Raw genomic sequence first — 14,117 nt, 5'->3', positions numbered from 1 at the left:
TTACACCTCTTTCACTGAAAAAGCTCCTGAAGCAATAACATCGCCAGCTTCTGTTGTAAGGATCACTTTCACAGCGCAGTCATCCTCCACAAAATCAAAAATCACGACATTATCTACTTCTACAGGTTGATGAAATTTCAGCTCATACTGAGTGATCCACTGTGCCCGATGCTCAGCGAGATATAAGGATTGAGCTAATCCCATAAGATACATTCCATGTGCAATGGGCCGCTTAAATCCAACCTCAGCTGCAGCATCTTCATCTAGATGAATAGCGGCCAGATCTTGGGAAGCTGCTGCATATTGCCGGATGGCTTCAGCCGTTATGGATTTTTTCATCATGATTATCACCTACCCGAATTAACACCGTTTCTGCAGTAACTATAAGCTCACCTTCACATTTACAAACCAGTGTATGGTTGTAAAAGGTCAGCTTGCCCTGCCGGCCTTCCTTTTGCATTTTGCTCGTTAAAGCTAATTCACAATCTAACGTCATTCCCGCTGTAATCGGAACTTGATATGAAAATTTCTGAGTGCCGTGAAGCAAAGGCTCTCCCTTATTAAGCCAAGGAATATCGAAGGCCTCCCAAAAAATAATAGGCATCGTAGAAGGAGCAATCAGATGACCGTTAGTTGTCTGCACGGGCGCCTCAATACTCTGTGCATAGTCCGAAATCCACTCAGCTGACACATGAATCTGATGATAAATGCTGTTCATTCTACCGCCTCCACAAGCGTTGCCAGCCCCATCCCACCGCCGATGCCCAAAGTGGCAAGTCCCCTTTTATAAGGAGTACGCTGCATTTCAGCAAATAACCTCGTCATTAAAATGGCTCCGGACGCCCCGTATGGATGACCGATAGCTAATGCGCCTCCTCCATGATTGACCTTTTCCTGTGGAATCTGAAGCTCGTTCAGTGAGGCTAGAACTTGCGAAGCAAAGGCTTCATTAAACTCTATAATATCTAAATCAGTTATGGTCAGCTGTTGACGATGTAACACCTTGTGTACAGCTGGAACTGGCCCCATACCTAAGTAGTTCGGATCTACACCTGCCGCTTGCGCATCCACGACACGCAGGATAGGCTTAAGCTTGAGTTGCCGACATTTCTCAAGGGACATCATTAATAGAAGCGCCGCACCATCATTAATAGGACAAGCATTTCCAGCAGTGACAGTACCCTTTTCTTCAAAAATTGGCGGTAGCTTTCGCAGCTTATCCAAGCTCGTATTGACCCTAGGACATTCGTCGGTATGCACCCACTCTCCCTCAACCAGAAGAGGTACAATCTCCTGCTGAAACCGGCCACTTTGCTGAGCATGAACGGCCTTCTGATGGCTTTTTAAGGCATATTGATCCTGCTCTTCTCGCGAAATCCCGTACTTCCGCGCTACATTTTCCGCAGCAATCCCCATATCCGGATCACCGTAAGCGCTAGGCGTAAAATGAGCACGGGTATATAGCTGTGGAATACCCATCAAGGTCTGTGGCTTAGCCATCTTCCAGGGAGCACGGCTCGTGCTTTCAACGCCGCCTGCGAAATAAATCTCACCAGCACCGCTTTGAATAAGCCTAGCTGCAATATTAATCGCCTCTAGCCCAGAACCGCACTGCCGATCCACAGTGACACCCGGAACCGAAACAGGCAATCCCGCTTCGAGCGCTGCTACACGGGCAATATTCCCACCCGGACCGACCACATTTCCAATAATGACATCATCGATCATATCTACAGGCAGGTTTGTCTCTGCCACAATATGCTGAATAAGCGGCGCCAGTAATGCTTCCGGCTCCAATGTACTTAATAAGCCGCCCATCCTACCAATCGGTGTGCGTTTTGCCATGACAATCACTGCTTCGATCATACCATCGCTCTTTTCACATAGTCTTTCATCGCTTGCCGGGCAATTTTTCCGCTGCTAGTATAGATAAACTCCTCTACTGTCAGCAGCTGCTTCGGCGCTTTGTAGCTTGCTAAATACTGGCGACAATAATTCTTTATTTCGTCTATAGATAAGTGTTTTTCGCCGTTCCATTTCACGAGGACTGCCAACTGTTCTCCCCAGTATTCATCAGGGACGCCAAGCACCATTACTTCTTGAATTTCCGGAAGATGCTCCAGCACTCGCTCTATTTCCTCTGGATAAATGTTCAACCCACCGGATATGATTCTATTCTTCAAGCGACCTGCCAGATATAAATAACCAGCTTCATCCTGATAAACATAATCTTCTAAAATAAGCCATCCGTCTCGAAAAGCTGCTTCTGTCTCGTTCGGCAATTGATGGTAGCCTAGAAATATCATATCACTACGCACATATAACTGCCCAATCTCTCCCGTAGGGACTTCACGGAACTCTTCATCACGAATGGAAATTTGCACTCCGGGATAGGGCTTGCCTACAGAGTTCGGATTATGCTCCTCCAGAACATCCAAATAACTAATATAGCTCGCTTCTGAGGAACCATAGGATTCATAGAGACGCGCTCCACCGAACACTTCCATGCCCTTTTTTTTGGACAGCCAAGGCCACTTTGCACCTGAGCTAATAATCGCATCAATCTGCGTCTGCCCAGGAACAGCCTGCTGCATCATGGATTCGAGCATTGTCGGTACAACGAACAGCACCACACCCGGAATCTGCTTGCACAGTTCTAACACATGCGTGGCGCTAAATTTTTGGGTAATATGAAAGTTTGCTCCGCCATATAGACTCTGCATGACAGCGAATAAGGACAGCGAATGTACAAAAGGACCTGGCGCTAAAACATTTTTTATACAATCCAATTTAAAGGCATCATTTGATACCTCAAAGCTTTTTAACCATGATAAATGGGTACGCATATATCCTTTTGGCAATCCGGTTGTACCTGAAGTAAAGCCGATAAATAATAACTCGTTCGTCTCATCCAACTCAGCCTCTGGTTTCAGCGCATCCAGCCACTGATCATAGGAACCTGTTCGTTCATTTGAAAAAGTCAGCCTTGGGATGGCTTCGTTCATAAATACCAGATGCTTTGCAGCTTCCGGCTCAGCAAAAATCATCGACGGCTGGCACTGCTCTATAATCATCTTCAGCTCATTTGCGCTCCACTTGGGATCTAAAGGAATCGGAACACAACCCGCATAAATAGCCCCTAAGAAAACTTCAATAAATTCAATACGATTCGTAGATAAAATAGCGATTTTGTCTTGCTTCAAGCCCTTTTGCTGTAGACCATTCGCGATTCTCTGCATCACTTGTACTAATGTTGCATAGGTATGCGTCGCTTGGGCCTGTGTTAAGGCAATGCTGTCGGGCTGCTGTACTGCATGGCGTAGTATAGGCACTACTAGATTCATCCTTCATCACACCTGTTCGTAATTTCTATGACTACCGAATATGTACACTCTCTTCGATCGGACTGATAGCACTTAATTGAAGAGCAATAACGGCAGCTTTAACCTCCGAATTACAAGGGATACTATTAGAATTGCTACGATAGCTTATTTTAGCTTTATATTAATTTTATGTACACATTTTTCATGTAACAATTAAGCCTTCTAATGACTGGAAAAAATCAAACAGCACGCATCGATTATAATCGGTACGCGCTGGCTGTAGTGTTGTTTATTCCTTCTTTTGAACAGATGAAGGTATTCCATCTTCAGCAAAAGTAAAAGTTCGGGCGATATATAAGATAGGTGTGCTTACTGCGGTTAGTAAGAATTTTGCTAGGTACGTTGTAAGCAAAATTTCAAGCCACACACTCCAGTTATACAACCCAGCAAATGCAATGGTGCAGAAGATTAGTGTATCCACAAAAGAGCTGACCATCGTGCTGCCGTTGGAACGAATCCACAGCTGCCTTGAGGTGCTGTAATATTTGCGAATCCAGGCATATAACCGAACATCTAGGAACTGACTAATGAAGTAAGCAGTAAGACTACCCAGAGCTAGTCGAGGCATCAGCCCAAAGATCGTCTCTAAAGAAGACTGAGCGATATCGGTCTCTTGCGGCTTAAATACTAGGACCATCTGCATAATGACTGTCGTCATAAGCAAAGTGAAGAAACCAAACCAAACTGCTTTGCGCGCTTCCGCTCTTCCATACTTCTCATTAAGCAAATCGCTGGTCATATACAAAGTGACATACATCGTATTTCCGAGTGTCATCACAATATCAAATGGCATAGCAATCGTCTTAGCTACCTGAATGTTAGCAATTACAGTAGCGATACCTACCCAGGCATACATTCCATTTTTGCCGAACAGGCGGTAACAGAGTAGAAAAAAGGCAAAATTGACAATAACAAATAAAACTCCCCACAACAAATTGAACATATTACTTAAATTCCTCCTAGTTTTGTTTACGCGGGATGGTTACGAACCGCGGCTTACCTTATGTTTGGAACAAAACATTAATACTCTATCACACTGTCATCAAACAATCCATAAAAATAAACAATTTATGAATTGGGTATTTATACCCATTTTTATTAAATAAAAATAAAAGTGTCAGTAATAATTCATCTTTTTCAGAAAAATATGCTCTATAAACTAAAATTTTCACTATTCATCCAGAGGTTAATTCTATAGAATAGTATCAAACACTTCATTCCCGATCCATTTAGTTGATATATTACATAACTATGGAATATATTGCAGGTTGCCAGACACTAGCACTCGGTAGGGAGATAGGATGTATTCCAATAAGAAATGGAGCTTCGCTGTCCATAAAAAGGGGAGAACAATATGTTTCGTTTTAAGCAGTCGATCAGTCGCCGATTCACGCGTTTATTGTTTGTAGTTCTATTACTCACGTCTCTTTTGTTAAGTACCAGCTTCTACTTTATATCTACCAGTATTTTCAACAGCTATGTCATGCCACAAATCAATCAAATTCTAACTGCAGCTGCTCAGGACGTATATAAGAATATAAACACCATGCATGCTCAGCAAGCACTAAAGAAGAACGAACAAGCAGCCACCAATCTTGAATTCTATTTTCAGGATAAGAAGAAGCAGCATGGGGTTGAAACTATTTTTCTAGTCAACCTTAAAGGCAAGGAAGCCGAGGTTCTGACCGTAGATCATGATGGAAAATTAAAGCGGGATGAAATTGTTAAGGTATCTTCTGCAATGCAGCAAGCTCTTAAAGGAAAGAGCGGACTAAGCGATACATACAGAGACGCTCATGGTGTACATAAGTCAGCTTATATCGGAATTCCCGGAAGTACGATGGTTATCGGAATCAGCAGTGATGTAAGCTTTATTCAAGAAAAAACAAACAGCATTCTGTGGACCAGTGCCGGGATCACTCTGCTAACGCTAATCATAGGTTCAACCGGTGCCTGGTTTATGAGCATGCGGATAACTCGTCCCATCTCTAAGCTTGCAGCTTACAGCGCCCGTCTCGCAGAGGGAGATTTCACAGAGGAATTAACGGTTAATGGCACCGATGAGGTCGCTCAGCTATCCAGAAGCTTCCAAGCGATGACCCTACGCCTAAAAGAAATGATTGGACATGTACTCGTTACCTCAAATACAGTAGTCACCGATTCCAATTCCTTAAGAGAGCGTGTAGACGTCTTAAATGAAATGGCGGACCACTCTAGCTCTTCCGTAGTAGAAATCGGCAAAGGTAGTACGACCATCGCAAGCAGTGCTCTAGATAATTCAAAAGCTATGGAAGAAATCAATTTCGGCATTCAGCATATTGCTTCAGCAGCTACCGAAGTCACAGAGCAGATCAGTGAAGCTTCCGCTGAGGCGAGTGGCGGTAATGAGATTGCTCAAAGTGCTGTTCTGCAAATGCGCCAGGTTGAACGTGCTTCTTTGCAGTCACTGGAGCAATTACAAATTATGAACGAACGTTCAGTAATGATCGGAGAAGTCGTTCATAGTATCACTGAAATTACGAAGCAAATCCAAATGCTGTCACTCAATGCTTCGATCGAAGCAGCGCGTGCAGGTGAACATGGTCGCGGCTTTGCCGTTGTTGCCGGAGAAGTACGCAAGCTTTCCGAACAATCCCGTAATGCGAATGAGCAGATCCGTGATTTCCTACTCGGCCTTCAGGAAGATATGAATCGCTCCGTTACTGAGATGAACCAAGTGAATTCTGAGGTAGCCTCTGGGGTAGGCAAGGTGACAGAAGCGGGCGATGCCTTCAATCACCTCCTGATTCTGATCCAGAGCATCAATCAGAATATTCAATCCGTATCTGCGGCTACGCAGCAAATCTCAGCAAGTACGGAAGAAGTCAGTGCTTCCGTCGAGGAAACCGCACAAATTACTTCAAGATCCCAAGAAAGTGCGGATACATTATCCGAGAACTCAGAGCGCCAGCGTATAGAGCTTGAAGGACATGCAGTAACCGTCCAACATCTCTATGAGCAGGCTAAAAAGCTTCAGGAAGCTGTACAACAATTTAAGATCTAAAGCTCAGGCTCAAATAAAAACAGCCCGTTCACACGAAAGTATTGAACGGGCTGTTTTGTTTTAGCACTATATAGGCCTATGTATGATTTCCAGGGATATAGCTGGCTTGTGCGCTACTCTCGTTTAGCGTTGGCGCTTCGTGCTTCTAGCGGAATCAGATGCAGCTATTTCTAGAAAAACTGCCATTTTGGAGCTTTTTCGGACCTGAGAGACGCTATTGCGTATCAGACCAAATCAAGCCTATTTTGAGTAATTAGCGCCTCTGGAATCCGCTAACTAGTTCACGCTAGGGGAAGTCTAGCAACTCAGTCTGTAGAGCAGAGTAAACCTAAAAGTCTTCAACCCGCTAACTAGCCTTACCTAACGAGTCACCATTCACCGCAAAGGAGACCTTAATAGTACTAATGTCTCGGCGCCCAAAGAATGACCGATACGCCGATCACACAAATAACAGCACCAACCCAGTCATATACATCGGGTGTTTTCTTGTCTACTAGCCAGCCCCATAACACAGCGAGCACGATAAACACCCCGCCGTAAGCTGCATATACTCTTCCGAAGGATGGGAACTTCTGCAACGTAGGAATAATGCCATAGCTTATCAGAATCAAAGAACCTACCAAACCGTACCAGAGAGGTCTTGATTCTCTTAGCCATAACCATACTAAGTATCCGCCTCCAATCTCAGCAAGGCCGGCAATTACAAATAGCAGAATGGCAGCAACCATGTCATCCCTCTTTCCTATGGAACTCATAAAAATCTAAATGAATCGCAGAAGATGATGAAACCAGATTGAGCAAGCTGACTACTACAGCATCACCTGCTGGAGCCATTTACATAAAGTTGTGCTGGAGTAGCACTAATACTAGTAGCAGCACAACCTCTAGCAGCTCGTTCAGCGCACCGTACACATCGCCGGTGAGCCCGCCGAGCCGGCTGCTGATCCGCCGCGCAGCCACAGTGCCGCTGGCCCAGGCTGCAGCCGGCAGCAGTAACGCTGCCGCCAGATGCAGCGGCCACGCGCCTAAGCCCGCGCCGAGCGCCAGGGGCGCAGCGGCTGCGGCTAGCGAGAGCAGCGCGGCTATCGCCAGCGCGCGCCGCTCCTGCGAGGGAGCAAGGCCGGCGAAGCTCGCGGCCAGCCCCTCGTTCCCGCGGGCAATGGGATAATGCACCATTGCCCGCACCATGTACCAGCGGCTCCAGATCGCTGGCAGCAAGAGCAGTGGCAGCTCGTAATAGGCGTAGCCTTCGATTAATGCTGCCACTAAAGAGGCTTTTAACAGCAAGAGCAGCACACAGGCGAGCACACCCATCGCACCCACACGGCTGTCCTTCATAATCTCCAGTATTCGTTCCCTCGGTCGGTAGCTAAGCAGACCATCCGCGCTGTCCATCCAACCATCGAGATGCAGGCCGCCTGTAAGTCCTACCCATAAAATGAGGGTAATAACAGCGGCTGGCCAAGCCGGTAACATCCAGCCGGTTAAAGCTGCTCCAGCAGCTACGCACAGTCCTATAGCTGCACCCACCACGGGATAAAACAGCACACTTCGGCGCAGCAGCTCAGGAGAAAATCCGGGATCACTTTTTACAGGAAACCGGGACAAAAACTGAAAGGCAGCCGCGGCAGCATCCCTGCGTTCCCTCATAAACGATACTCCCTGCTCTTAAGCTCAATTGGAATGCCAGCAGTCACTAGAAAGACCTGCTCACATTGCCTAGCGAGTAACGCGTTCATGCGTCCTGCCAAATCACGGTACAATCGACCAAGCGCATACTCTGGAACAATACCGTCCCCTACTTCATTAGTGACCAAAATGAGGTTTCCTTGAAATGTGCGCACACTGTCTTCAAGTCTTATAATCTCGCTCTCAATCAGTTCTTGTCTATCCGTAAATCCTTCCATGGCAAGCAGTACATTCGATAACCACAACGTTAGACAATCTACAAGGACCGCCTTCTCACCAGATAATCGCTTAAGAAGATCTGGTAAATCATAGGGCTCCTCTAACGTCTCCCAAGCATACCCACTTTGCGAGCGCTGATGCTGATGCAGTGCAATCCGTTCCTTCATTTCATCATCAAACGCTTGTCCGGTTGCTACATAGAAGGCCTGATCTGTCAGTGACGACATCAGTTTTTCTGCGAAACCACTCTTCCCGCTACGTGCGCCACCCGTTACAAGAATACTCATTGTTTCCCAGCTCCAGAGATACCTGCACTTTCAAAGGTGGCCATCTCGCTCAAAATACGGCATATCGCCTCTATTAAATGAAGAGACAATACGCCTCCAGTTCCTTCACCCAAACGAAGGCCAAGGTTAAACAACGGTTCAAGCCCAAGCTGCTCCAGCATCAGCTTATGTCCCCGTTCACCTGATACATGGGAGCCTATCATATAGGCAATGGATTCTGGCGCAAGGGCCTTCGCGACAAGAGCTGCCGCACCCGAAATAAAACCGTCCAGAATCACAGGGATCCTAGCAGCGGCTGCTCCAAGAATCAGACCGGTCAAACCGGCGATTTCCAGTCCCCCTACTTTGGACAAAACATCCAGCGGATCTGCCGGATTCGGCTGATTCACCTTTAGAGCACGTTCCACAACTGCAATTTTATGTAGTAAACGTTCATCATCAATTCCCGTTCCTCTTCCGACGGCTACTTCAGGCGCTATTCCTTTTAGAGCACACAGAATAGCTGCACTAGCCGTTGTATTTCCTATGCCCATTTCACCCGTAATAAAAATCTCCGTCCCGTTATCAATCGCTTCTTGTGCGATTTTTATGCCTACAAGCACAGCACCCATCGCTTCCTCACGACTCATCGCAGGTCCCGCAGCCATATTATCCGTTCCCCGGCGTACCTTACGATCAATCAGATCCTCATGACTAAGATCGCCGTTAACACCGATATCTACGAACTTTACCTCTGCCCCGGCTTGGCGTGCCAGTACATTCACAGCCGCTCCTCCGCTAAGAAAATTATAGGCCATTTGCATTGTGACTTCCTGCGGAAAGGCGCTAACTCCCTCGCAGCATACACCGTGATCGGCAGCCATCACAACAACCGTCCGTTTGGTGAAGCTAGGCTGCTCCGTACCCGAAATTCCAGCGAGCTTAACAGCCAGCGTCTCCAATTGTCCCAAACTGCCCGGCGGTTTAGTTAGAATATTCAGGCGGTGCTCCGCCTTTAGGAAAGACTGTTCATCAGCTGGTGTGATTCGTTTAATTACTTCTTGAATCGTTGAAATCATATTTTAACCTCCAATTAAAGATATCCGTATCACCTATTCTATCTTATCTACACAGAAAAGCCCCCATCTATGATAGATGGGGACCGCTAGAATTACAACTTCACTTTCATAAATCCTTCGATTCTCTCCAAAGCTTCCGTCAATTTTTGTAGAGATGCTGCATAAGAGCAGCGAATATACCCCTCTCCACCGGCTCCAAACACATGCCCCGGAACCGCAGCAACACCAACCTCCTTGAGCAGCTGCAAAGCGAAATCCTCTGATCTCAATCCGGTATTAGCGATGGAAGGAAAGGCATAAAATGCACCCTCCGGCTCATGGCAAGGTAAACCAATGGATCGAAATCCACTAACCAGCAGCTTTCTTCGCTCATCGAAGCATCGTTTCATGTGTTCCTTATGTTCCATACCATTACGCAGTGATTCAATGGCAGCGATTTGACCTAGTACCGGTGCACACATTGCAGTGTACTGATGGATTTTAAGCATCGCAGCGATTAATTCCTGATCACCACAGGCATAACCTACTCGCCAGCCAGTCATCGCAAAAGCTTTGGAGAAGCCGCTAATGACAATGGTTCGTTCCATCATCCCTGGAAGAGAGGCAATGCTGACATGTTGACTGTCATAGGTAAGCTCGGCATAAATTTCATCTGAAATGACAAGTAGGTTATTTTCTTTTACAATCTGAGCAATCGGCAACCAGTCTTCGTAAGACATTACTGTTCCTGTAGGATTACTCGGAAAATTTACCATAAGAATCTTGGAACGCGGGGTAATTACCCTCCGCAACGCTTCAGCAGTAAGCTTAAAGCCCTGCTCGGCCGAAGATTCAACCTCTACCGTAACCCCCCCATTCAAATGGGTAATCGGCGAATACGCGATGTAGCTTGGAGAAGGAACGATAATCTCATCCCCGGGTGTGATAAAGGCCCGCAGAGCCAAATCTACAGCTTCACTGCTTCCCACCGTAACCATAATCTCATTAGTTGGCTCATAGCGGAGATTGAAGCTTGTGTGCAGATAAGAGGCAATCTCTTCTCTAAGCTCCAATAAGCCGGAATTTGGCGTATACCTCGTTTCCCCATTATTTAAGGCACGAATGCAGGCAGCTCTTACATGCTCCGGTGTTACAAAATCTGGTTCGCCTACACCAAGCGATATAATATCCTGATTCCCTGTACTTAGGTCAAAAAAAGCCCGAATTCCCGAGGGAGCAATCTCTCGCACACGTGGAGCAACCCATTCATTATGCATGGCTGTACACCTCTTCTTTTGGACTCTTTTCCGCCAGGGAAAGGGAGACAATTGCGTCCAGCAGTCCGCTGAAGGAGTAGCCTGCCGCTTGCGCGCTTTTTGGTAAAAGACTCGCCTTCGTCATGCCCGGTAACGTGTTCACCTCCAGCACATACGGAATACCATCCTTGATGAGCATATCTACTCGTGCATACACACTGCATTTTAATGCTTTGTAGCAAGTTAAGGCTGCATCACGCACTCGCTCATACACCTCGGCCGGTAGTTCGATGACCCGTTCGTCTGCCCCGCCATCTTCGTACTTAGCGCTGTAATCGAACCACTCCGCATGTGCTGAGGTGATCCCTAAAACGGGCAACATCTCACCATTTAGAATGGAGCAAGTGATTTCCTGGCCTTGAATGTAGCTCTCGATCAGAATCGATTGATCACAGGCAAAAGCCTTCTGTACTGCGCTCAATAATTCTTCGCTACTGCTGACCTTTTCCATTCCAATACTCGAACCGCCTGAACACGGCTTCACCATAACAGGATATCCAATACGATCTACCGCTTCTTGAGAATAATCCTTCATACTATCCCAGCACAGCCAATCTGCCGTATTGACGCCTGAGCAGCGCATAAGCTTTTTAGAAAGATCTTTATCCATGCAAATGCTGCTAGACAAAACCCCACTGCCTGTATAAGGAATCCCCATCGTCTCCAGCGTCCCCTGAACCGTACCGTCCTCACCGTAAGCCCCGTGGAGCGCAAGCAGCGCGATATCAATTCCTTTTGCCTGCTCAATTAGCTCTTCACGTTTGGTGATCACTATTGGAGTAACTTCATATTTATTTGGATCCAGATTCTTCAAAATCTCTCTCCCGCTATTCATGGATACCTCAAACTCTGAGGACACCCCGCCCATAATTACGCCTACCTTCATCTTCATCTCAAGCACCTCTTTATCCCATTAGTTGTCGTGCTGTTCTACCAATAATCTCGATTCCCTTGCGGATATCCTCATCCGTCACTCTGGAGAAACCGATCCGTATTGTATTTTGACCCTTACCGTCTGTGAAGAATATATCTCCTGCTGTAAAAATAACCCCTTGCTCATGACAGGCTGCCAGCAGCGTCCTAGTATTAAAGCCCTCCGCGAAGGTTACAAAAAGATGCAATCCCCCGTCGCCTGATAACGACGTATACGGAATAAACTCCTTACAGCATTGCAGGGTTAGTTCATATTTCCGTTTGTATTCTGCTCTGGCTTTTTTCAAATACTTCTCTAAATGTCCGCCCAATAAGTATTGATACAAAATGGATTGGTCCAGCGTCGAGGTATGAATGGTACGTGCGCGTTTGACGCTTTCGAGAGAATAGATTAACTCCTGATCTGCCAGCACCCAGCCTACCCGTAGTCCCGGAAATAATACTTTTGAGAAGCTACCTAGATAGATCACGCTGTTGCCGCTACCTGCTGCTGCGATCAGTGGAGCCACATGTGAGCCCGAATATCGTAATTCCTCGTTAAAACCATCCTCGATCACCGGTATTTGATACCGATTCATCAGTTTCATTAGCCCCTGTCTTTTCTCGGGGGACATTACAATACCGGTCGGATTATGATAAGAAGGGACGAAGTAGGCACAGTCAAAAGCTTGCTGCTGCAATGCCTTCTCCAGCTCTACCAGATCAATCCCATCCCGCTCCATAGGAATCCCGGTGATCTCAAAGCCGTTCAGCTTCAGATTTTTGATCGCCGTATGATGCGTCGGATTCTCACAAATGACCGATCCATTCTTCTTGCTAAGTGCCGACAATACAATATCGAATCCCTCTGTAAAGCCATTGGTGATTAATATATCCTTGCCCTTCATTTGGGCGCCTTTGTGCTCCATATATTGCTTCAAATAGTCTATTAAAGGCTTATACCCTTTGGCATATCCATAATTCAGTAAGACGTTACCTTCCACCGACATACGATCCATAAAGGAGCGCTTCACATTATCCAGATCAAAAAGGCTTTCATCGGGTGCGATGCTCGTAAACGAGATCGTACCCTTCTCCGCTCGTAAACCGCGCTTCATGATGTCCATTTCCTCTGCGAGTCGCGCATGATCGTTAAGACGTGACTTCCAGTCCATCGTCCAAGAGACAATCGTTTCACTGCCGGGAGGTGAAGGCGCCACATAACTTCCTTGCCCCTGAACTGTATAGGCAAACCCATCATCCTCAAGCTCTGCATACGCAGAGATTACAGAGTTGCGACTAACCTTAAGCAGTGTGCTGAGCTCTCTTGTGGAGGGCAGCTTTTGGTTGCCTTGTAGACCGCCTTTTATAATTAAGTGCTTCATATAGTCTTTAATTTGTATATACACCGGCCGTCCGGCTATAAGCTTAAAGTCCTTAAACATCTCTCGGGTCGCCTCCATAGCTATCATGGCATAATCAAGCGCGTAAAAAAAGAACCACAGCCATAGGATTTTAATCTGGCTGTGGTTCTATGAGTGGATAAGCTGTCAAATTTGATAATTTTCATTCTACGCTTGGGAAACGGTTAAGGAAGGATGACCTACGCTTCGATCACTGTTTCTCCTTCACCAGCAGGGGTTTCAAAACCACTTAGAAACCGAGTTAGCGTGTCCTCTGTGATCGTAAACGCCGCATTGGCGTCAAAACGTTCACTCCGGATGAGCAGTCGCCGCCGCAATTCATCCGGCTGAACCTTTAAGTAAATCAGCTCCCAGACACCGCGATGCTCTTCAATTAATTGCTTATAATTGTTCCGTCTATTACGTTGCCAAAAGCTGAAATCGACAACCACATGCTGTTTAGCCTGAATCAGATTTACTAGCTCCCCACGCAGCTTTAATTCTGATTCTTTTAAATAGGTATCATAATTCTGCTCTGGATAATCGACTCCAAAACGACCGTGAGTGGCCCAGATGTCCTCATCAATCGAGAGACGAACGAATCCTTCTTTCTCCAACTTTTGAGCAAAGGTCGTTTTACCCGACCCTGCCACACCGCACATCATCACAACGATGGGAATCACGCTCGTACGCTTTTGCTGGAGTAAATTTTCGATGACCCTCTTTTCATACAGCATTATAAAGGATCTCCCTTCCACTTTAACTAATGTTCTACTATCTCAGTGTACTGTATCATTTTTCATTAAATTTATTATTAATTACGACTAT

At 46.3% G+C, this 14,117-nt stretch carries 14 protein-coding genes and 1 riboswitch; of the genes, 1 reads left to right on the top strand and 13 read right to left on the bottom strand.

The annotated features are described in order from the left end of the window. From NST74_RS06220 to NST74_RS06200, 5 genes are all read right to left on the bottom strand, one after another. Positions 1-342 (bottom strand): MaoC family dehydratase, encoded by a 342-nt coding sequence (locus NST74_RS06220; protein WP_341110983.1) that lies wholly within the window; start codon positions 340-342, stop codon positions 1-3. Then, positions 317-718 (bottom strand): FAS1-like dehydratase domain-containing protein, encoded by a 402-nt coding sequence (locus NST74_RS06215; RefSeq protein ID WP_341110982.1) that lies wholly within the window; start codon positions 716-718, stop codon positions 317-319. The genes NST74_RS06220 and NST74_RS06215 overlap by 26 nt, the downstream gene beginning before the upstream one ends. Beyond that, positions 715-1,866: a thiolase family protein gene (locus NST74_RS06210; protein ID WP_341110980.1), complete on the bottom strand. Its 1,152-nt coding sequence runs from the start codon at positions 1,864-1,866 to the stop codon at positions 715-717. The genes NST74_RS06215 and NST74_RS06210 overlap by 4 nt, the downstream gene beginning before the upstream one ends. Continuing rightward, the gene (locus NST74_RS06205; RefSeq protein WP_341110978.1) at positions 1,863-3,344 is read right to left on the bottom strand and encodes an AMP-binding protein; all 1,482 of its coding nucleotides are present in this window, start codon (positions 3,342-3,344) and stop codon (positions 1,863-1,865) included. The genes NST74_RS06210 and NST74_RS06205 overlap by 4 nt, the downstream gene beginning before the upstream one ends. Before the next feature lie 268 nt (positions 3,345-3,612). Continuing rightward, positions 3,613-4,326, bottom strand: coding sequence for a queuosine precursor transporter (locus NST74_RS06200; protein ID WP_341110977.1), 714 nt, complete (start codon positions 4,324-4,326; stop codon positions 3,613-3,615). Positions 4,327-4,336: 10 nt separating this feature from the next. Beyond that, a riboswitch (PreQ1 riboswitch) is annotated at positions 4,337-4,382 on the bottom strand. 355 nt (positions 4,383-4,737) lie between these two features. Between NST74_RS06200 and NST74_RS06195 the strand changes: the two genes are divergently transcribed. After that, positions 4,738-6,426, top strand: coding sequence for a methyl-accepting chemotaxis protein (locus NST74_RS06195; protein WP_042124973.1), 1,689 nt, complete (start codon positions 4,738-4,740; stop codon positions 6,424-6,426). A 401-nt stretch (positions 6,427-6,827) separates the two neighbouring features. On the opposite strand, the gene NST74_RS06190 is transcribed toward NST74_RS06195, so the two are convergent. The 8 genes from NST74_RS06190 to NST74_RS06155 all read right to left on the bottom strand — a co-directional run bounded on the left by NST74_RS06190 (position 6,828) and on the right by NST74_RS06155 (position 14,026). After that, the gene (locus NST74_RS06190; RefSeq protein WP_042185628.1) at positions 6,828-7,154 is read right to left on the bottom strand and encodes a YnfA family protein; all 327 of its coding nucleotides are present in this window, start codon (positions 7,152-7,154) and stop codon (positions 6,828-6,830) included. A gap of 106 nt (positions 7,155-7,260) precedes the next feature. After that, positions 7,261-8,076, bottom strand: coding sequence for an adenosylcobinamide-GDP ribazoletransferase (gene cobS / locus NST74_RS06185; RefSeq protein ID WP_042124969.1), 816 nt, complete (start codon positions 8,074-8,076; stop codon positions 7,261-7,263). Then, a complete protein-coding gene (cobU, locus tag NST74_RS06180; RefSeq protein ID WP_341110976.1) occupies positions 8,073-8,621 on the bottom strand; it encodes a bifunctional adenosylcobinamide kinase/adenosylcobinamide-phosphate guanylyltransferase in 549 nt (182 codons plus the stop codon). Before cobU ends, cobS begins: the two co-directional genes overlap by 4 nt. Continuing rightward, on the bottom strand, positions 8,618-9,679 hold the full coding sequence (gene cobT, locus NST74_RS06175; protein ID WP_341110975.1) for a nicotinate-nucleotide--dimethylbenzimidazole phosphoribosyltransferase: 1,062 nt from the start codon (positions 9,677-9,679) through the stop codon (positions 8,618-8,620). Before cobT ends, cobU begins: the two co-directional genes overlap by 4 nt. A gap of 92 nt (positions 9,680-9,771) precedes the next feature. Beyond that, positions 9,772-10,935 (bottom strand): aminotransferase class I/II-fold pyridoxal phosphate-dependent enzyme, encoded by a 1,164-nt coding sequence (locus NST74_RS06170; protein ID WP_341110974.1) that lies wholly within the window; start codon positions 10,933-10,935, stop codon positions 9,772-9,774. Then, positions 10,928-11,860, bottom strand: a complete 933-nt coding sequence (locus NST74_RS06165) for a D-alanine--D-alanine ligase (RefSeq protein WP_341115839.1) — start codon at positions 11,858-11,860, stop codon at positions 10,928-10,930. The genes NST74_RS06170 and NST74_RS06165 overlap by 8 nt, the downstream gene beginning before the upstream one ends. Before the next feature lie 19 nt (positions 11,861-11,879). Next, positions 11,880-13,331, bottom strand: a complete 1,452-nt coding sequence (gene pdxR, locus NST74_RS06160; protein WP_341110973.1) for a MocR-like pyridoxine biosynthesis transcription factor PdxR — start codon at positions 13,329-13,331, stop codon at positions 11,880-11,882. Between the two features lie 158 nt (positions 13,332-13,489). Beyond that, on the bottom strand, positions 13,490-14,026 hold the full coding sequence (locus tag NST74_RS06155; protein ID WP_341110972.1) for an AAA family ATPase: 537 nt from the start codon (positions 14,024-14,026) through the stop codon (positions 13,490-13,492). Between the last annotated feature and the right edge of the window lie 91 nt (positions 14,027-14,117).

Origin of the sequence: Paenibacillus sp. FSL F4-0125 (assembly GCF_038008565.1) — a bacterium.
Lineage (GTDB): Bacteria > Bacillota > Bacilli > Paenibacillales > Paenibacillaceae > Paenibacillus_AQ.
Note: the sequence above shows the minus strand (reverse complement) of the source record. Positions and strands in the feature narration are given on the sequence as shown.

Coding starts and splice junctions, on each gene's coding strand:
- NST74_RS06210 (WP_341110980.1), bottom strand. CDS start 1,866: ATGATCGAAGCAGTGATTGTCATGGCAAAACGCACACCGATTGGTAGG.
- NST74_RS06165 (WP_341115839.1), bottom strand. CDS start 11,860: ATGAAGGTAGGCGTAATTATGGGCGGGGTGTCCTCAGAGTTTGAGGTA.
- cobS (WP_042124969.1), bottom strand. CDS start 8,076: ATGAGGGAACGCAGGGATGCTGCCGCGGCTGCCTTTCAGTTTTTGTCC.
- cobU (WP_341110976.1), bottom strand. CDS start 8,621: ATGAGTATTCTTGTAACGGGTGGCGCACGTAGCGGGAAGAGTGGTTTC.
- NST74_RS06215 (WP_341110982.1), bottom strand. CDS start 718: ATGAACAGCATTTATCATCAGATTCATGTGTCAGCTGAGTGGATTTCG.
- NST74_RS06220 (WP_341110983.1), bottom strand. CDS start 342: ATGATGAAAAAATCCATAACGGCTGAAGCCATCCGGCAATATGCAGCA.
- NST74_RS06190 (WP_042185628.1), bottom strand. CDS start 7,154: ATGGTTGCTGCCATTCTGCTATTTGTAATTGCCGGCCTTGCTGAGATT.
- cobT (WP_341110975.1), bottom strand. CDS start 9,679: ATGATTTCAACGATTCAAGAAGTAATTAAACGAATCACACCAGCTGAT.
- NST74_RS06155 (WP_341110972.1), bottom strand. CDS start 14,026: ATGCTGTATGAAAAGAGGGTCATCGAAAATTTACTCCAGCAAAAGCGT.
- pdxR (WP_341110973.1), bottom strand. CDS start 13,331: ATGTTTAAGGACTTTAAGCTTATAGCCGGACGGCCGGTGTATATACAA.
- NST74_RS06170 (WP_341110974.1), bottom strand. CDS start 10,935: ATGCATAATGAATGGGTTGCTCCACGTGTGCGAGAGATTGCTCCCTCG.
- NST74_RS06200 (WP_341110977.1), bottom strand. CDS start 4,326: ATGTTCAATTTGTTGTGGGGAGTTTTATTTGTTATTGTCAATTTTGCC.
- NST74_RS06195 (WP_042124973.1), top strand. CDS start 4,738: ATGTTTCGTTTTAAGCAGTCGATCAGTCGCCGATTCACGCGTTTATTG.
- NST74_RS06205 (WP_341110978.1), bottom strand. CDS start 3,344: ATGAATCTAGTAGTGCCTATACTACGCCATGCAGTACAGCAGCCCGAC.